Origin of the sequence: Microbacterium testaceum (genome assembly GCF_001476655.1) — a bacterium.
In the GTDB taxonomy this organism is placed as follows: Bacteria; Actinomycetota; Actinomycetes; order Actinomycetales; family Microbacteriaceae; genus Microbacterium; species Microbacterium testaceum_C.
On the sequence record NZ_LDRT01000125.1, the window covers coordinates 1 to 18,029 of the forward strand.

Consider the following 18,029-nt stretch of genomic DNA (forward strand, 5'->3'; position numbering starts at 1 on the left):
GGGCTGAGGCGGCGCGGGGCTGAGGCGGCGCGGGGCTGAGGCCGCGGGTGCCAGGGCGCGGGCGTGGCGCTCGCGCCGGGCGGCCCGCGGTCGAGCGTGATGCTCGCGCCGGGCCGGCCTGCGGTCGAGCGTGGCGCTTGCGCCTGGCTGGCCGATGGTCCCGCGTGTGCTCAGCCCGCAGGGATCGCGACCGATGGACCCGCGGCCTGGACGAAGCGCGCCGCACCCGCGACGCACGCGTACCCGCGGCAGGTCGTGACCGCCACGGGAGCGCGGCGGGGGAGGGTGACCCCCAGCAGGTCGCCGTCGTAATCGACGTCGGGCTGCAGGAGGACGCCGCAGCGCGACTTGCGCAGCGTCTTCGTCCAGCCCGAGTACTGCGCGCGCAGGTCGGCGGAACGCCCCGCCGCGATCACCAGCACGTGCTGCTGCGTCATCGTGAGCAGGCTGGCGAGCGACTGATCGGCGTCCTCGAAGGACTCGGCGTCGTCGACGAGGATCACGACAGGTCCCCGCTCCAGGCGCACGGATGCCACGAGCGCGGGGATCTCGTCGGCACCCACGACCACTCGGTCGAGGTCGGCCGTGGCCAACGGCGAGCGGCGACCGCAGACGCCCCACACGGTCACCGGGGTCGTGGCATCCGGAGTCGTCCGCAGCGCCTGCGCGATCGCGAGGAGAAGGGTCGACTTGCCCGAGCGTGCGGGGCCGGCGACGAGGACGTGCTCTCCGTCGTACACCTCGAGGAAGGCGGGGGCGAGGTCGACCTCGGCGATCCCGATCGGGATGCGCCACGGCTCCCCGCTCAGGTCGGCCGTGGCGCCGAGATCGGCGATCCCGACCTGGTCGGGGAGGCGGCCGACGACGGGAGCCTTCGCGGCGGTTCCGGCGTAGGTCGCCTTGACCTGGGCGACCGCGTCCGCCAGCGAGCCGCCCGGGGTGGCCACGTGCGCCTGCCGCGCGGTCTCGGCGAGCACGCAGCGCCCCGGGACGGAGGCCGGGGCGTCCTTGGGGCGCAGGCCCGCCGAGGTGTAGTCGTACGGGTCGGCGAGGCGGAACATCCACTTCTGCGTGGTCACCTCGTCGATCGCCGAGGGAACCGCCTTCGCGCGCGTCGTGGACACGGCGAAGTGCAGGCCCAGCTCGGGGCCGTCGGCATACGCGCGGTACAGGCCGTCGAGGAGCTGTTGGCCCTCGTGGTCCTGGAACTCGTCACGGAGCGCGGCGAGGCCGTCGATGAGCACGATCGCGCGCCGACGCTGCCCTTCGTCGGCGCGACGGCGTTCGAGGTCGGCGCGGAGATGGCGGAGGAACCGCGCCTGCTGTTCGCGCGCGCCGCCTCCGGCGCCGACGTACGCCACGGTGTGGGGGAGGTCCGCGAGGGGAGCGAGGTCGCGGGCACCGGCGTCGAGGACGAGGATGTCGAGGTCGTCGGGGTGAGACTCGGCCGCGAGAGCGAGAGCGATCGACGACAGCGCGGTGCTGGTGCCGCTGCCCGGGATGCCGACCGCGAGGAGGTTGCCCCGCGTCAGGTTCCACCCGGCGGCGACCTGGCGCTGGCTGTCCGGTTCGTCGGCCAGGGCGAAGAAGACCTCGGTGCCCTGGACGCCGCCGACGGCGGTGACGCCCGCGCCGGCATTCACGCGGGCGGTGGTGTCGTCGTCGAAGCCGGCCAGGCGGACGCGGGAACCCAGCGCCTCGGGCCACACGGGACGCGGAGCGGCGATGCCCGCCTCGTCGGCGGCGGCGCGGATGGCGTCGATGACCACGTCGAGGTCGGTCGCGGACTCGTCCACCACGGTCGTCCGCGGTGCGGGGGCGATTCCCGAGAACGTGACCGGTTGCAACTCGACGGCCTCGACGACCGCACGCTCGGACTGACCGGTCACCAGGGCCGTCTGCACGGGAGCGATGTCGTCTTGCCCGCGCTTGATGTAGGCACGGCCGCGCTGGGCGCGACCGATGGCGGATGCCGCCGGCACACCGATGACGTTGTTGGAGTCGTCGCGACTCTGCACGCGCAGCGCGACGCGAAGGTTGGTGTTCGCGAGGATGTCGTCGTTGACGACACCCGCGGGACGCTGCGTCGCCAGGATCATGTGGACGCCGAGCGTGCGTCCGACGGCCGCGACACTGACGAGCGAGGACAAAACGTCGGGGAAGTCCTTGGCGAGCATGGCGAACTCGTCGACGACGAGCAGCAGGCGCGGCATCGGCTCGGCCGGCTTGGTCGCGAGGTACGCGTCGAGGTTGTCGACCCCTTCTCCGGCGGCCGCGAAGATGCGCTGACGCCGTCGCATCTCGGCCTCGAGGGAGCGCAACGCGCGATCGGCGAGCTGCTCGTCGAGGTTGCTGATCGTGCCGATCGTGTGGGGCAGTCGTTCACAGGCGGCGAAGGCGGCGCCGCCCTTGAAGTCGATGAGGATGAAGCTCAGCCGGGTGGGGTCGTTGCGCAGGGCGAGGCCCGCGACGAGGGAGCGAAGGAACTCGCTCTTTCCCGAGCCGGTGGTGCCGCCGACGAGGCCGTGCGGCCCGTCGTGCACGAGGTCGAGTTCCACCGTGCCGCCCTCACCCATGCCGATGGGAGCGGTGATGCCCCGGGCGCTGGCCCAGAGGTCGCGGACCGAGGCCGCGTTCACCTCGTCGATGCCCAGGAGCGGGGGAAGGCGGACGAGCCCGGGAAGTGCGGCTCCCGGCACCACGAGCTCGGGGTCGTCGAAACGCGCCACGTCCCGAGCCCCTGCGGCGGCGGTGTCGACGTCGATCCCGGCGAGGATGACATCGTCGACCGTCACGAGGTCTCCGGGACGGGTGACCGTGGCTGCGGCATCCGGGGCGACACGCACCACGACGGTGCAGGCAGCCGGGAGTTGCTCTTCCGACGAGGCGATGACGATGCCCGAGACCTGCACGCCCTGGCGGTCGCGCGAGAGAGCGGTCGTCCCGTCCGGCCGACCGTGGCCGAGCAGCTCGCGCGCGGGGGCGTTACGCCCCTCGGTGAGCACGTCGGAGTCCAGCACGAGCAGAACGGCGGCCGTCGGGATGTCGTGGATGCCATCGCGCAGGCCCCGGAGCAGGTCGGTGCTGCGCTCGCGGTTGTCGGACATCCAGCGTTCCTGGGTGCCGGTGCCCTGTCGACGCGTGTGGGGGAGCCAGCCGGCCCACGCCCATTCGGGCGCACGGCCCGCGTCGCAGAAGACCCCGACGGTCAGATCGGCGGGACCGACGTGGACGCCGGCTTGGAGGACGAGGCTCCGGGCCAGCGCCAGGGCGCCGTCGCGGTCGCCGACGATCCCCACGACGCCGCCGGCGGTGAGGTCGATCTCCACCGGCGCGGACGGGATGGTGGCGGAATCGAGGATCTCTCGCACGTCGTCCTCGAGTCGGGTGCTGGAGCGCTCGTCGATGGCGGGTCGCCAGGGGACGTCCCCGATGCCGGCGTGCAGGGCGAGAAGGTCGGGGGAACTCGCGCGCCGCTGCCACAGGGTGGTCGCGGGAATCGCGGCGCGCCGGAGGGTGGTGGCCGGATCGGGAATGGCATCCATTCTCCGGGCCTTCTCGGCCTGCCCGGCCGACGCGATGTCGTCGCGCAGCGTCTGCAGAGCCTCGGCGAAACGCTCGTCTTCTTCTTTGACGTTCCTCGTGTGGCGGCGCTTCTGCTCGAACCACACCCCGACGCCCAGGACCGGGCTGAGCGCGGCGAACATCGCGTACCGCGCGTCCCCGAGGATGAGAACCATCACGAACGCCAGGACCAGGGGAGCGGCCACCGTGATGATGCTGAACTTCGACGCGGGAGGCACGTCTTTGCGCGTCGGCGGCGTGATCGGGTCGGGCTCGGGTGGGCGCCCCGGACGCGGCGGACGGTTGAAGGGGGCCGTCGCTGCGGGGGTGATGTTGTGGAGCGATCCGGGTTCGGGGGCGCCGGCCTCGACGATCGAGGGGCGGAGGAGGACGCTGGTGCCTCCCGCGATGACGAACGCCGGGCCCTCGACCACGGTCCCGCCCTCGCCCGCCTCCGTTCCCTCGACCAGGGTGCCGTTGGTGGAGCCACGGTCATCGACGCGCAGACCGTCCTCGTCGCGGACGGCGGAGAAGTGCTCCCACGAAGCGCTCGTGGTCGGCAGCATCAGGTCGGCCTGGGGGGAACGACCCGCGACGAGAGCGCGCCCGCGGGGGACGTCGACGACCGGCCCGGCGTGAAGTCCCCCGGACAGCGTCGCCGTCCAGTCCGTCGCCGGTCGGGGGCGGCGCGGTTCCGAAAGGGCGATGCGGGTGCCCTCGAGGAGGAGAACCTCGGTCAGCTCGGTGGAGGCCGGATGCCGCTGCGCGTCGACGGAGACGAGGGTCTCGGGCGCGAGATCGCGTCCGGTCGCCGCCGAGATCAGTTCGGCCAGGGTGGCCTGCGTGCGGTGACGAGCGAGGTCGACCACCTGCTCGTCTTCGTCGATCGCGATCAGCAGACGCATCGGAGCCTCCGGGAGGGAATCAGTCGGTCTGTCCGGCGAACCACACCAGCGGTGCGGTCGTATCGGTCGACAGGGGGCGCAGGCCCAGGTTCTGGTCCGCCGAGTACAGCGGAGCGATCGCCGGGACCAACGCGGTGGACCGGGCGCCGTCGAGCGCGGGACCGGCGATGCCATCGCCCGCCCCTGCCGACAGCGTGCTCAGGGCCGAGGCCACCGTCGAGGGGGTGGTGCTGTTCGCCGAAGCGGCGGCGAGGGCCAGGAGCACGGCGGCGTCGTGGCTGCGCGAGTCGGCGAGACCGGCGACCGAGGCGAAGGAACGGTCCTCGAAGAGGGTCGTGGCCGTGGAGTCGTCGGCGACGACGCGCACCCCCGCGAGGAACGCCGACATCGCGCGCCCGTCGGCGTCGGAGGACAGTGCGACCGTGTCGCTCCATCCGGCACCGACCGTGGTCAGCTCCGTCGACAGGGTGCCCCCGGCGCTGACGAGGGCCTCCGAGAACGCCGGCGACGTGGCTTCGGGGGTGACCACGATCGGAAGGTCGGCGTCCTCGCTCTGCAGGAGCTGGACGACGCTGGCCTGCGTGGTCGCGGGGCCGTTGACGAGGACGGCGTCGAGGGGACGCGATCCCCGCGCCGCAGCGACGGCGGCGCGGAAGGCCTCGACGTCGCCGCCCGCGGAGAAGGGGACGACCGCCGCGGGGGAGAGCCCGGTGGGGGTGCCGTAGCCGGCGTCCACCAGCAGGACCGAGGAAGCGCCCTTCAGCGCCGCCGGGAGCGCCGCGCCGATCGCGTCGGTCGTGGGACCGGTGAGCCAGACGCCGTCGCCGGCGAGGGAGCCGTCCGTGGCGTAGGGCAGGACGGCGGGGACCCCGGCTGTGCGGGCGACCTCGACCGCGCCGCTGACGTGCGATCCGCTCGTGGCGACGACGATGCCCGATACCCCGTCGTCGACGAGCTGCTGCGCGGCCGCCCGCGCCCCGTCGACCGTGCCCTTGTCATCGACGGCGCGGACGGTGACCGGGTGGCCTCCGAGCGCGAGCCGTCGAGCGGCCACGACCGCTCCGTTCGCGGCGTCCTTCCACTCCGCGCCCTCGCCGGGCGCGGAGGAGAGGGAGACGATCACGCCGATGGTCAGATCGTCGGGGACCGGTGCCGAGATCGCCACCGGGACCGATCCGACCGCCTGCGCTTCGGTGGGGCGGGTGAGCGACCAGGTCGTGAAGCCCGCGGCCACGAGGACGACGACCGCTCCCGCGGCGATCAGGGCGACGCTGCGACGCTTCATTTGCCGTCTCCGATCCGGAAGGTGTAGACCGTCTGCGTCGCGGCACCGGCGGGGGCGTCGATGTGGAACGGCGGCAGCTTGCCCCCGGCCTCGAGGGAGGCCTGGGTCTGCGCCTGCTGGAGGAGGATGCCCGCGACGTCCTGCGAGCGCACGTTGGCGTACCCCTGCGCCTGCTGGGAGGCGAGGGCGAGCTGCACGTCGGCCGTGTCGACCTTGGCGGCGCTGGTGACCATCGATCCGAGCAGGCCGGACCCGTTGACCCGGCGGTCGCCGAGGTCGAGGAGCACCTTGTTCAGATCGGCCTGCAGCAGCGAGGACGCGCCGTCGGTGTCGCGGGTCGCCGCCCCGATGCTCGACGAGATCGTCGACAGCGACGACAGGGTCTGCGAAGAGACGCTCTGCGAGATGGCCTGACCGGCCGCGGCGAGATCGTCGCGCTGCGACTCCACGGTCTTCTTGCCGCTTTCGGCGATGTCCGCCGAGGTCGAGGTGAGACCGGCCACCGAGCGATCGAACATGGCGCCGATCGTCGCGGCATCGGTCTTCCCCCGCGCCGAGATGACGCGCACCTGCTCTTCGATCAGGGCCGAGACCTTCTTGGCCGCCTCGGTATCGGCGTCGGCGAAGGCGCGCTCGATGCTCGGGCCGAGGCCGTCCTGCTGCTTCTTCAGCGTGCTGATGCGCTGGCCGAGCTCGCTGCTCTGGGAGGCGAGCGCGTCCGTCGACTCGGAAAGCGACGCGACCAGCGCGGTGAGGTTCTGGTCGCCACCGGACGCGGCGGAACCGATACGGCCCACGGCGTCGCGGACGGTCGAGGTCTGGTCGAGCAGACCGGAGATGGCGGTGCCGAGCTGCCCGTCGGAGCTCGTCTGCTCGATCACGCTCTTCCACGCCTGCGTGTCGTCGGTCAGACGGTCCAGGAGCGGGGCGGAGTAGCCCTCCGGGGTCTGGAGGGCGGCACCCCGGCAGCCGTCCGAGGTGATGTACGCGCGGAGGCGGTCGACGTAGTCGAGCGAGGGGCCGATGACGATGGGGCCGGAGAACGAGCGCTCGCCGGAGCCGTCGCCGGTGGTGCCTCCGCCGCCGGTGTTCCCGCCGTCGGAATCGCCGCCGCCGGTGCTCCCTCCGCCCGTGTTCCCGCCGCCGGTGTTCCCGCCGCCGGTGTTCCCGCCGCCGGTGTTCCCCCCGAGGTCGAGGAGCGTGCACAGCTTGTCGGCGAGGCGGGCGGCCTGCTCGCGAATCGTTCCGGGCTGGTCGGTCGAGCCGAGCTGGTCGCGCGCGGCTCCGGCGATCTGGTTCACGGTGGACAGTGCCGCATTCAGCGACCCCAGCGAAGCCGAGAGGGAGTCGAGCGCCGTGCCGACCTCGCCGAGCGACTGCGGAACCGATCCGTCGGGAAGACCGTCGGTGACCTTCTTCGTCGCGGCCTGGACGGCCTCGATCGCGGCGGAGGTCTGGTCGAACTGCGTGACGACGGATGCCATGAGCTCGGGCTTGAGGGAGTCCACGAGCTCACGTCCGTCGACGACCAACTGCGCGAGAGTGGCGGTGACCTCGCCCTGCGCGCTGAACAGGGCGCACGTGGTCGACGGGTTCTGGCAGGACTCGGCGCTGGGCTTGTCGGGGCCGATGGTCTGACGCAGAGCGTTCTGCACCTCGCCCTTGCAGTCGTCGGCGGCGGAGGCGTAGTTGTCGAGCTCGACGGCGAGACGCTGGATGTTGCCGTAGACGGTGTTCGCTTCGCCCGGGATGGTCGAGCTCGTCGAGCACCCGGAGCCGGTCTGCGTCGACGGCGGCGGTGGGGCGGTCGTGTCGCCCAGCATGCCGTCGACGGCCGACAGGGCGCCGCCGAGCTGCTGCAGGACGGCGGAGTTGGTGCTGTTGACCGTGCTCGACAGGTCGGACTGCAGACCCGTCAGCTGAGCGGTGAGGCCGCGCATCGTCGTCCCCAGCGAGGTGGTGCTGTCGGCGAGTTCGCGCGCGGTGCGCACGCCCAGGGTGTCGGCGGTGCTCTCGAGGTTCGTCCGCACCTCGGTGATGGTCGTCCCGGCGCGACCCAGGACGTCGTTGACCGCGGCCACGACCTCAATCGTGCGCCGCTGGAGGGCGAGCTGGGAGGTGGGATCGTCGTTGAACGCCGCGTCGAGGACGCCGCCGATCGATGCGTCGGTCGAGATCCCGGGCTGGACGGCGATGTCGAACGCCGGCACCGAGAAGTCGTCGACGTCGGCGACGAGCGTGAGGGTGCTGCTCGCGCGCCCGGAGGGCGGGGCGAGCAGCGATGCCCACTGCACCACCGCGTCGCCGTCGTCGGACCGGCTCAGTACGCCGTTCGTCACAGCGGAGTCGGTGTCGGAGTCGATCACCACTCGGCTCGGGGCGACCCCGCCGAGCACGGTCGACGCAGCGATCGTGAGGGGGGCTCCCACGAGCGCCTCGCGCGTGCGCGACTGTCCTGCCGCGTCGTAGGTGAGCTGCTGAGGCTTGACCGTCAGGTTCTCGACGGTGACGTCGATCTCGACGCGACCGGAGTACCCCTTCAGGTCGCTCAGGTCCGTACCGCTGGAGTCTGCGGTGCGGTACGAGGTGCGGATGCGCACCGGGATGTCGTCGGCGACGTTGGCGGGGGTGAAAGTCGCCGACTCGCTGCTCGTCTCGGAGGGCGAGCTCCCGATCGCGATGGTCGTCGAGGTGACGCTCTGGATCGCGGCATCGGTCGTGACCCCCACCGAGACCGACTGCAGCAGGCGGGTCGGCGTGATCTCCGCTTGGCCGTTCGTGCACGCCGTCACCGTGACGAGTGCCCCGACGGCGACCATCGCGGCGATGACGCGCGGCAGAGCGCGCCTCGTCTTCACAGAATTCCCCACTGACATCCGTCCCCCTTGATCCCCGTCCGGTAGCCAAGGTGGATCGTAGTCGGTGCCCGCGACATTGCCTCATCCGCGGCCCGCGCTTGACATCCGACGCGTGCTCGGTAGAGACCTCCGAGGAGGGGACGCCGCGTCTCTCGAAACGATTCGACAGGCGTCTGCGCGACCACTAGCATCGTCGGGTGACCTCTTCGACATCCTCGAGAGGTGCGGCGATGCGGGCGCTCCTTTCTCTCGCCATCGGCAGTTTCGGCATCGGTATGACCGAGTTCGTCGTCATGGGCCTTCTGCCCAACATCGCGCGCGAACTCGTCCCGACCGCGTGGGCCTCCTCGCCCGACGACGCGATCGCCCAAGCGGGCTGGCTCGTGTCGCTCTACGCGCTCGGCGTGGTCGTCGGGGCTCCGACGATCGCGGGATCCGTCGCGCGCTTCCCCCGGCACCGGGTGATGGTCGTGCTCGCGGCCGCGCTGGCGTTCTTCACCCTGCTCACCGTGATCGCACCGACCTTCGAGCTCGTGGCGGCGTCACGCTTCCTCGCCGGCCTCCCGCACGGTGCGTACTTCGGAATCGGTGCCCTCGTCGCCGCCGATGCCCTCGGCCCCGGCAACCGGGCGAAGGGCGTGGCATTCGTGCTCACCGGTCTCACGATCGCCAACGTGGTGGGCGTGCCGCTCGGAACGCTCCTGGGCCAGCAGGTCGGCTGGCGGGCGGCCTTCGCGGTGGTGACCGGCATCTTCGTGCTCGCGACGATCTGCATCGCCCTCTTCGTCCCGAAGCACCCCGGAGCACCGGGGCGACGCCTGCGCGACGAGCTCCGCGTGTTCCGCATCGGACAGGTGTGGTTCGCGCTCGGCATCGGCGCGGTCGGCTTCGGCGGCTTCTTCGCGATGTACAGCTACATCGCCCCGATGGTCACCGAGGTGGCGGGGCAGCCGGAGTGGGCCGTCTCGCTCGTCCTCGTCCTCGTGGGCATCGGCATGACGGTGGGCAACGTCGTCGGGGGCACGCTCGCCGACAAAGATCTGCGCTTCTGGCTTCTCATCGGCCTCATGGCGCTCGGTGCGGCCTCCGTGGGGCTGGCGCTCACCGCCGGATGGATCGTGACCCTCGTGCTCTTCGCCTTCCTCGTCGCGTTCTGCGGTTCCGCCCTGAGCCCTGGCATTCAGACCCGACTGATGGACGTCGCCGAAGACAATCAGTCGATCGCCGCCGCACTCAACCACTCGGCGCTGAACATCGGCAACAGCCTGGGCGCGTTCCTCGGCGGTCTCGCGATCGCGGCGGGCCTCGGGCTCGTGGCGCCCGCTTGGGTCGGCGCGGTGCTCGCCCTGGGCGGGCTCGTGGTCGCCGTCGTCTCGTACCGTGCCGAGGACCGTTCGGGCCGACACCCCGAGCACCGGATGCCGGCGACCGAAGCCGCGACGACCGCGATCACCGGCTCGATCCCGACGCAGCGCTGACCTCCGTCCGCGCCCTGCGCCCTGCGCACCGCGCACGAGTGTTGAGTGTCCAGGAAACCCGGACACCGATCGCACCGGTTCCGGGTTTCCTGGACACTCGATGCCCTCGGCACCCCGTGCGAGGTCCCGGCTGCGGGACGGCGCGGCCCGGGAGGCACATCGAGCGGGACGGATGCCGGGGCCCCGGCATCCGGAATCCTCAGGCCGCGAACAGTCGCCGCAGGTGCGTGGCGACAGCGGCCGTCTCGATGAGGAACCCGTCGTGCCCGAAGTCGCTCGAGAGGACGACCGCCTCATCTCCGTCGAGGGTGTTCGGGATGCCGCGGGCGATGCGATGCTGTCCGTCGATCGGGAACAGACGGTCGCTGTCGATCCCGAGGACGAGGGTGGTCGCGGTCACCCGGCGCAGCGCGTCCTCGACGCCGTCGCGGTCGCGGCCGACGTCGTGCGAGTTCATCGCCTCGACGAGCGTGAGGTAGCTGTTGGCATCGAAGCGGCGCGTGAACTTGTTGCCGTGGAAGTCTAGGTACGACTCGACCGCGAACCGGCCGCCGCGCCCGAGCGGGCTCACCCCCGACTGCCAGGACCGCTGGAAACGTTGATTGAGCTCGGTGGGGCTGCGGTAGTTCAGCAGCGCCATGCGGCGGGCGAGCGCGAGTCCGCGGTGCGGTCCGTCCCCGTCGCCGGAGTCGTAGTACTCGCCGCCGGCGAACCGGGGATCCATGCGGATCGTGTCGAGCTGCACCGAGTTGAGCGCGATCTGGTCGGCGGTCGTGATGGGCGGCGCGGACAGGATCGCGGCGCGTTCCACGCGGTCGGGGTGTCCGACCGTCCACTCGAGGGCGTGCATCCCGCCCATCGAGCCGCCCACGACCGCGGACCAGCGCTCGATGCCGAGGGCGTCGGCCAGCAGGGCCTGCGCGCGGACCTGATCGCGGATGGTCAGGTACGGGAATCGCGATGCCCACTCGTACCCGTCGGGCGCGATGCTGGCGGGTCCCGTGGAGCCCTGGCATCCGCCGAGCATGTTGGGGGCGATCACGAACCAGCGGTCGGTGTCGATCGCCGCTCCGGGGCCGACGAGGTCGCTCCACCATCCGGCGGTGGGGTGTCCGGGGCCGGCGGCCCCGCGAACGTGGCTGTCGCCGGTCAGTGCGTGCAGGACCAGCACCGCGTTGTCGCGCGCGGGTGACAGCTCGCCCCACGACTCGTACGCGAGACGGAACCCGGGGAGGGACTCGCCGTTCTCGGTCGCGAACGTCCCGAAGGAGGCGAAGCGACGCTCGCCCGCCGGGTCTCCGTCACGCCAGGCCCCCGTGGCGGGCGGGCGACCGAGCAGGGAGCGGGCGTCGGCCTCCGTGATCGGCGCCGACGGCACCGTGTCTTCGGAGATCTGCCAGTCCATGGCATCCATTCTCCCCGGTCCGCAGCGCGCGGATCGGACTGTTACGGCGATGTCGGAGGCGGGGTCTACGATGCCACGCATGGGGACATGGAGTGCACGACCGTTCGGCAACGACAGCGCCGCCGACTGGGCGTACGAGCTCGATGAGGCGAGCGACTGGGGTGTCGTGAGCGACGCCCTGCGGGTGGCGGCCGAGGCGGTGCCGTCGGATCTCGACTCCGACGACGCGGTGACGGCCATCGCCGCGGCAGAGGTCGTCGCTCGCGGGCTCGGTCGTGTGCCCGAGTCCGCGGGAAGCGTCGATGCCTTCGTCGCGCGGGTCTCTGCGCCCCCGCCCGAGATGGTGGCACTCGCCGTGTCCGCGCTCGCCGTCGCGGCCTCCGCAGAGGGCGAGCTCGCCGATCTGTGGGAGGGCGACCCCGAGTGGCTCGCCGAGAACGAGAAGCTGCGATCGGCACTCACCACCGAGTGACGAGGTTGTCCAGCCCCCGGTCGTCGATGCCGGGTGCGGGAAGGATCGGCGCATGGCGACCTTCCTCCTCATCGCGGCCTCGAGCGACATCGGACGCGCGACCTCGGCGCGACTGCGCGACGCGGGGCACCGCGTCCTGACCACGGCCCGGGACTCCTCGGTCATCGACCCGGATTTCGTCCTGGATGCCACCGACTTCGACGCCGTGGACCGCGTCGTGCGCGAGGCGGGTGCCGTGGACGGCATCGCGGTGTTCGCGGGATCGATGCTCCTGAAACCGGCGCACCTGACCTCGCGCGAGCAGTACGACGGGCTGATCTCCGCGTCGTTGACGACGGCGTTCGCCGCGGTGCGCGCTGCGGGGTCCCATATGCGCGACGGCGGTTCCGTGGTGCTCGTCTCGTCGGCCGCGGCTCTCGCGGGTCTGCCGAACCACGACGCGATCGCGGCCGCGAAGGCCGGGGTGATCGGGCTCACGCTGTCGGCGGCGGCGAGCTATGCCGCCCACGGTCTGCGCGTGAACGCGGTCGCGCCCGGGCTCGTTCAGACGCGGTTGACCGAGAAGCTCACCGCGGGGGAGCTGTCGCGGAAGGTGTCGGAGGCGATGCATCCGCTGGGCCGCCTCGGGGAGCCGGACGACGTCGCGCGTGCCGTGGAGTTCTTGCTCTCGCCCGACAACGCCTGGGTGACCGGGCAGGTCCTCGGCGTCGACGGGGGGCTCGGGAGCCTGCGTCCACGGCAGAAGGCGTAGCTCCCGAGCCCGCGGTGCGGGCGTCGTAACGTCCGTGGGCCGCGCAGGCTGTGAGGCGTGCGATGGGCGACGCGGGGACGGTGTGAGGCGCGGCACTCGCGAGCGGAGGAGTTCTCGGCAGGGGAGGACGCGAAGTGGCGGAGACGTCCTCCGGTGCGCGGAACTCCTCCGGTCGCGGGTCGCCGGTCGCCGGTCGTGGGGCGCGGCTGTACGGCGACCCCTCCGGGTAGACGCGATGGGCAGCCACGCCGCACCGCCGCCCCCCAACGCGAGACGCCTCGACCCGAAACCGGATCGAGGCGTCTCGCGGGGCGAAGCTCAGGCGCGAGCGGCCTCCGACAGGCGGCGCGCGGCGGCGAGGGCCTGGTCGAGGTCGGCCTTGAGGTCGGCGATGTTCTCGAGGCCCACCGACAGGCGTACGAGGCCGGGGGTCACGCCCGCGGTCAGCTGCTGCTCGGGCGTGAGCTGCGAGTGCGTCGTGGACGCCGGGTGGATGACGAGCGAGCGCACGTCGCCGATGTTGGCGAGGTGGCTGAACAGGCTCAGCGAGTTGACGAACTCGCGCCCCGCCTCGACGCCGCCCTTGAGCTCGAACGACAGCACCGCCCCGACGCCCTTGGGGGCGTAGTTGTTGGCCGCGGCGTACCAGGGCGAGGTGGGCAGGCCCGAGTAGTTGACGCTCGCGACGTCGGGGTGCGCCTCGAGCCACTCCGCGATCTCCTGCGCGTTCTGCACGTGGCGCTCGACGCGCAGCGACAGGGTCTCGATGCCCTGGATGAGCTGCCAAGCGCTCTGCGGCGAGATCGAGGCGCCGAGGTCGCGCAGCAGCTGCACGCGCGCCTTGATGATGTAGGCCAGGCCGTCGCCGACCGCCTGGGTGTAGACGGCGCCGTGGTACGAGGGGTCGGGCGTGGTCAGGCCGGGGAAGCGCTCGGAGTGCTCCGACCAGGCGAAGGTGCCGCCGTCGACGATGACGCCGCCGATGGTGGTGCCGTGACCGCCGAGGAACTTCGTGGCCGAGTGCACGATGATGTCGGCGCCGTGCTCGAAGGGACGGATGAGGTACGGCGTCGCGATCGTGTTGTCGACGATCAGCGGGACGCCCGCCTCGTGCGCGACGTCGGCGACGGAGCGGATGTCGAGCACGTTGATCTTGGGGTTGCCGATGGTCTCGGCGAAGAACAGCTTGGTGTTCGGGCGCACCGCGGCGCGCCACTCCTCGGGGTCGTCCTGGTTCTCGACGAAGGTCGTCTCGATGCCGAGCTTGGCGAGGGTGTACTTGAAGAGGTTGTAGGTGCCGCCGTAGATCGAGCTCGACGACACGATGTGGTCGCCGGCCTGCGCGATGTTGAGCACGGCGAACGTCTCGGCCGCCTGGCCGCTGGCGACGAGGAGGGCGCCGGTGCCGCCCTCGAGTCCCGCGACGCGCTGCTCGACGACGTCTTGCGTGGGGTTCTGGATACGGGTGTAGATGTTGCCGAACTCGGCCAGCGCGAAGAGGTTCGCGGCGTGGTCGGCGTTGTCGAAGACGTACGACGTGGTCTGGTAGATCGGGGTGGCGCGGGCCTTCGTCACCGGGTCGGGCTGGGCGCCCGTGTGGATCTGCTTGGTCTCGAAACGCCAGTTCTCGGGTGCCGACATGGCTGCTCCTCTGGTCTGGGGGGCCGAGGCGGTCGCCGTGGCCTCCTGCGAGCGTAGGGACCCTCTCCGACACGGACAACCGCCGCGGACACGGGCCGTAATACCACCGTCACACGCGGCCACGGCCCCGTCCGCGCGACGTCGGAGGGGGCGAGTAGCGTGGATGCCATGACGCGACGCGCAGTGGTGACCGGGGCCAGTTCGGGTATCGGAGAGGCGACCGCCCGCCTCCTGCGCGCGCGGGGGTGGGATGTCGTGGGCGTCGCCCGTCGCGCCGACCGGCTCACGGCTCTCGAGGCCGAGACGGGCGTCGTCGCCCGGGCGGCCGACCTGACCGACGCCGACGACATCGCGTCCCTGGCCGCGTGGCTCGACGAGACCGGCGGGGTCGACGCCCTCGTGCAGGTCGCCGGCGGCGCGCGCGGAAGCGACCGGGTCGAAGACGGCGACCCCGACGACTGGCGCTGGATGTTCGAGGCCAATGTGCTCGCCTCGCAGCGGCTCGTGGCATCCCTCCTCCCGCTGCTGCGCGCCGCGGCCGACACGAGCGGGCACGCGGACCTGCTGTTCGTCACCTCGACCGCCGCACAGACCGCCTACCCCGGCGGGGGCGGCTATAACGCCGCGAAGGCGGGCGAGGCGATGCTCGTGCACGCGCTGCGTCAGGAGCTGAACGGAGAGCCTCTGCGGGTGATCGAGATCGCACCGGGCATGGTGCGCACCGAGGAGTTCACGCTCAACCGTCTGGGCGGAGACAAGGATGCCGCAGACCGGCTCTACGAGGGCGTCGAGGCTCCGTTGGTCGCCGACGACGTCGCCGATGTCATCGCGTACGCCCTCCACGCGCCGGGGCACGTCAACCTCGACCTGGTGACGGTGCGGCCGGTGGCGCAGTCGGCACAGCACCTGCTCGCGCGCGGGCCGCTGCGTACGCGGTGACGGCGGGCCTTCGGGTATGACCGAGCCGACGACGCTCGACGCCGAGGCGCTTCGAGCCCGCCCGAGCCGCGCGGAGCTCCGGCGGTTCTGGGCGCTCTTCCGGCAGGAGTACCCGCGCGTCCGTGACCAGGAGAGGCGGGGGCGACGGGGCCTGTTCACCTTCCTCCTGATCGTGTCGGGCGTCGGCGCGCTGGGAGCATGGGCCACGATCGCGTCGGCGATCCGGAAGGGCGGATCCGACGAGGTTCGCCCCATGGCCCTGTTCCTGTTCCTCTTCCTGGGGGTGTTCGTCTTCAGCCTGTGGGGCGTCGCCCGCACGGCCAAGGGCCGCACGAGCCCCCGCGAACACTGGGCACTCGCTCACTTCGCAGAAGACAACGGCCTCGTCTACACCCCCGGCCCGCGCTCGGGAACGATGCGCGCCTGGTGGAGCATCACGGGGCACACCGTCGCCCGCCAGATGACGCGCGAGAATGCCGACGGGCGAACGGTCGAGTGGGCGGACTACGAGATCCGCAACGCCACGCGGCGGTTCACGTACTCGCCGGTCGGCGGATGGATCAAGATCGGCCTCCGGCGCCCCCTGCCGCACATCATCGTGCGCGCCACCCGCCGCGGAACCCGTGCGTTCGCGGTGGCGGCCGTTCCCGATTCCGGGCAGCGGCTCTCGCTCGAGGGAGACTTCGACGAGCACTTCGACCTGTACTGCCCGGAAGGGTACGAGGCGGACGCGCTGTACCTGTTCACCCCCGACGTCATGGCGCAGGCGATCGACGACGCCGGCGGATGGGACATCGAGATCGTCGACGACCTGCTCCTCCTCGTGCACCCGCGCGACGTCGTCACGACCGATCCCGCGCGATGGGCCGAGGTGATACGCACCGCGGATGCCTTCGCGACGAAACTCGAGCAGTGGGAGCGCTGGCGCGAGACCCAGCGCCGAGACGACCCCGCCGTCGACGAGGCCCGGCTCGACCTGACGCGGGTCGCGCCGGCCGGTCGCCGCCTGCAGACGTCGTGGGGGCTCGCGGCGTGGGTGTCGTTCGCTCTCGTCGCGGCCCTCATCGTGGTGTTCTTCCTCCTCGGACGCCCGTAACCGACGGGGCGGTCAGCTGACGTCGCCGCGCCCCGCGTGCGCGTCGACCTCGGTCTCCGCGCGATCCGCGAAGGCCACCTTGGGCACGAAGAACAGCAGGACCGCCGCCGCGAAGCCGCCCGCCGCGCAGATCGACCAGACGGTCAGGTAGCCGGCGAGCGGTGCGGCCGTCGCCGCCACCGCCGATCCCGCCCCCGCGGCCAGGACGACACCGAACACCGCGGATGACATCGTGCCGCCCACGGTCTTGGTGGTGTTCGTGAGGGCGGATGCCACACCCGTCTGCCCGCGCGGAGCGGCGGCCGCGGCGGCCGCGGGCATCGCCGCGACGAGCGCCCCCGACCCGAGGCCGCCGATAGCGAGGCACAGCAGCACCTGCCACAGCTCGACGTGGAGGGGGAGGAGGAGCGCGTAGCCCGCGCCCACGAGCACCGCCGCGCCGATCAGCACCGCGCGGGGACTCGCGCGCCGCGAGGTCACGGCGAAAAGGACCGCCCCGACGATGAGCGACACGAGGTACACCCCGATCACGTTCGACCGGTCGGTGGCATCCAATCCCAGGCCGTATCCGAGCGCGCGGTCCGTGCCGGCGTAGGTTGCGAGGGGTCCCTGGGCACCGAGGAGGCTGATGCCCACCAGGAAGGCGGTGGTCTGCACGGGCCACATGTCGGGGCGGCGGAGCACGCGGATATCGATCGCGGGGTCGCTCTGGCGCAGCTCGAACCACACGAAGACCGCGAGGAGGACGACCCCCGCGACGAGCAGGGCGGTGATCACGAGCGGGCCGGGGCCCTCGGGCAGGCGCACGAACGACAGGGCACCCGTCACGCAGAGGAGCGCGCCGGCGAGGATCGCGAAGCCCCCCACGTCGAGACGGCGCCGGTCGGTGGAGCGCTCGGACTCCGGCACGCCCAGCCAGATGACGAGGGAGACGAGGGTCACGGCCGCCGCCGGGACCATGAGCGCGAGCCGGAGGTTCCCACCGGTCGCGGCGAACAGGCGCCCCGCCGCGAGAGCCCCGACGATCGCCCCGGCCTGGAGACCGACGACCAACAATCCGGCGGCGCTTCGCGTGCGCGAGACGCCGCGCTGCAGACGGCGACCCCGGTCGAAGATCAGGGCGATCTCCAGCGGGAGCCACACCACGTAGAACCCCTGCAGTGCCCAGGCGAGCAGGAACGAGGTGAACGAATCGGCGAAGACGAGCCACCAGCTGGCGGCGGCGGTCGCGATCGCGGACAGCAGCAGGATCCGCTTGTGGCCGAACATGTCGCCGAGCTTCGCCAGCACGGGCAGGACCAGCGCCGACAGCAGCAGCTGCGCGGCCTCGAACCAGTTGACGTCGGCGTCGCGGATGCCGAGGTGCACGACGATGTCGGGGAGCAGGGGCACGTAGAACCCCTGCAGGATGCCGCTGACGAGCTCCACCACGACGAACCAGCCGATGAGACCCGCGGTCACCCCGAGCGCCGAAGAACGCACTCGACCGACCGCGCCGGAGACGCGCGACATGGCGCGACGATAGCACCGTGGGGGCGTGGCATCCGGGATCCCGCTCCCGCCCGATCGAGGCGGGGACGCGCGCGGAAGGGCGCGATGCCGACGCCCTAGGGTTGAAGCAGTCGATGAGAGGAG

The 18,029-nt window shown here is 72.0% G+C and carries 11 protein-coding genes; 5 read left to right on the top strand and 6 right to left on the bottom strand.

Annotated elements, in window-relative coordinates; genetic code table 11:
- Positions 1-170: 170 nt before the first annotated feature.
- Genes NS220_RS15300 through NS220_RS15310 form a run of 3 tightly spaced genes read right to left on the bottom strand, consistent with a single transcriptional unit; the run spans position 171 to position 8,612 of the window.
- A complete protein-coding gene (locus NS220_RS15300) occupies positions 171-4,469 on the bottom strand; it encodes an FtsK/SpoIIIE domain-containing protein (RefSeq protein ID WP_058624882.1) in 4,299 nt (1,432 codons plus the stop codon).
- 19 nt (positions 4,470-4,488) lie between these two features.
- Positions 4,489-5,754, bottom strand: coding sequence for an ABC transporter substrate-binding protein (locus NS220_RS15305; RefSeq protein WP_058624883.1), 1,266 nt, complete (start codon positions 5,752-5,754; stop codon positions 4,489-4,491).
- Complete coding sequence (locus tag NS220_RS15310; protein ID WP_058624884.1) at positions 5,751-8,612, bottom strand: hypothetical protein; 2,862 nt, start codon at positions 8,610-8,612, stop codon at positions 5,751-5,753. The genes NS220_RS15305 and NS220_RS15310 overlap by 4 nt, the downstream gene beginning before the upstream one ends.
- 230 nt (positions 8,613-8,842) lie before the next feature.
- Between NS220_RS15310 and NS220_RS15315 the strand changes: the two genes are divergently transcribed.
- A complete protein-coding gene (locus NS220_RS15315; protein ID WP_058624885.1) occupies positions 8,843-10,090 on the top strand; it encodes an MFS transporter in 1,248 nt (415 codons plus the stop codon).
- A gap of 199 nt (positions 10,091-10,289) precedes the next feature.
- Here the strand turns inward: NS220_RS15315 and metX are convergent, their stop codons facing one another.
- Positions 10,290-11,495, bottom strand: a complete 1,206-nt coding sequence (gene metX / locus NS220_RS15320) for a homoserine O-acetyltransferase MetX (protein ID WP_058624886.1) — start codon at positions 11,493-11,495, stop codon at positions 10,290-10,292.
- A 79-nt stretch (positions 11,496-11,574) separates the two neighbouring features.
- Between metX and NS220_RS15325 the strand changes: the two genes are divergently transcribed.
- Together NS220_RS15325 and NS220_RS15330 are read left to right on the top strand one after the other, a co-directional pair.
- Complete coding sequence (locus NS220_RS15325; RefSeq protein ID WP_058624887.1) at positions 11,575-11,967, top strand: DUF4259 domain-containing protein; 393 nt, start codon at positions 11,575-11,577, stop codon at positions 11,965-11,967.
- A gap of 52 nt (positions 11,968-12,019) precedes the next feature.
- Positions 12,020-12,718 carry an SDR family NAD(P)-dependent oxidoreductase gene (locus NS220_RS15330; RefSeq protein WP_058624888.1) on the top strand — a complete coding sequence of 233 codons (699 nt, stop codon included), beginning with the start codon at positions 12,020-12,022 and terminating at the stop codon, positions 12,716-12,718.
- 318 nt (positions 12,719-13,036) lie between these two features.
- On the opposite strand, the gene NS220_RS15335 is transcribed toward NS220_RS15330, so the two are convergent.
- On the bottom strand, positions 13,037-14,359 hold the full coding sequence (locus NS220_RS15335) for a bifunctional o-acetylhomoserine/o-acetylserine sulfhydrylase (protein ID WP_058624889.1): 1,323 nt from the start codon (positions 14,357-14,359) through the stop codon (positions 13,037-13,039).
- A 168-nt stretch (positions 14,360-14,527) separates the two neighbouring features.
- Here NS220_RS15335 and NS220_RS15340 point away from each other — a divergent pair, with 168 nt between their 5' ends.
- Entirely contained in the window at positions 14,528-15,298 is a 771-nt protein-coding gene (locus tag NS220_RS15340) for an SDR family oxidoreductase (protein WP_193755390.1), read from the top strand.
- 16 nt (positions 15,299-15,314) lie between these two features.
- Positions 15,315-16,394 carry a hypothetical protein gene (locus tag NS220_RS15345; protein WP_058624891.1) on the top strand — a complete coding sequence of 360 codons (1,080 nt, stop codon included), beginning with the start codon at positions 15,315-15,317 and terminating at the stop codon, positions 16,392-16,394.
- Between the two features lie 12 nt (positions 16,395-16,406).
- On the opposite strand, the gene NS220_RS15350 is transcribed toward NS220_RS15345, so the two are convergent.
- A complete protein-coding gene (locus tag NS220_RS15350) occupies positions 16,407-17,906 on the bottom strand; it encodes an MFS transporter (protein ID WP_058624892.1) in 1,500 nt (499 codons plus the stop codon).
- Positions 17,907-18,029: the final 123 nt, after the last annotated feature.

What these genes read in the sequence shown, in the direction of transcription:
- NS220_RS15325 (WP_058624887.1), top strand. Translation starts at nt 11,575, where the DNA reads ATGGGGACATGGAGTGCACGACCGTTCGGCAACGACAGCGCCGCCGAC.
- NS220_RS15330 (WP_058624888.1), top strand. Translation starts at nt 12,020, where the DNA reads ATGGCGACCTTCCTCCTCATCGCGGCCTCGAGCGACATCGGACGCGCG.
- NS220_RS15305 (WP_058624883.1), bottom strand. Translation starts at nt 5,754, where the DNA reads ATGAAGCGTCGCAGCGTCGCCCTGATCGCCGCGGGAGCGGTCGTCGTC.
- NS220_RS15335 (WP_058624889.1), bottom strand. Translation starts at nt 14,359, where the DNA reads ATGTCGGCACCCGAGAACTGGCGTTTCGAGACCAAGCAGATCCACACG.
- NS220_RS15340 (WP_193755390.1), top strand. Translation starts at nt 14,528, where the DNA reads ATGACGCGACGCGCAGTGGTGACCGGGGCCAGTTCGGGTATCGGAGAG.
- NS220_RS15345 (WP_058624891.1), top strand. Translation starts at nt 15,315, where the DNA reads ATGACCGAGCCGACGACGCTCGACGCCGAGGCGCTTCGAGCCCGCCCG.
- NS220_RS15300 (WP_058624882.1), bottom strand. Translation starts at nt 4,469, where the DNA reads ATGCGTCTGCTGATCGCGATCGACGAAGACGAGCAGGTGGTCGACCTC.
- NS220_RS15315 (WP_058624885.1), top strand. Translation starts at nt 8,843, where the DNA reads ATGCGGGCGCTCCTTTCTCTCGCCATCGGCAGTTTCGGCATCGGTATG.
- metX (WP_058624886.1), bottom strand. Translation starts at nt 11,495, where the DNA reads ATGGACTGGCAGATCTCCGAAGACACGGTGCCGTCGGCGCCGATCACG.
- NS220_RS15350 (WP_058624892.1), bottom strand. Translation starts at nt 17,906, where the DNA reads ATGTCGCGCGTCTCCGGCGCGGTCGGTCGAGTGCGTTCTTCGGCGCTC.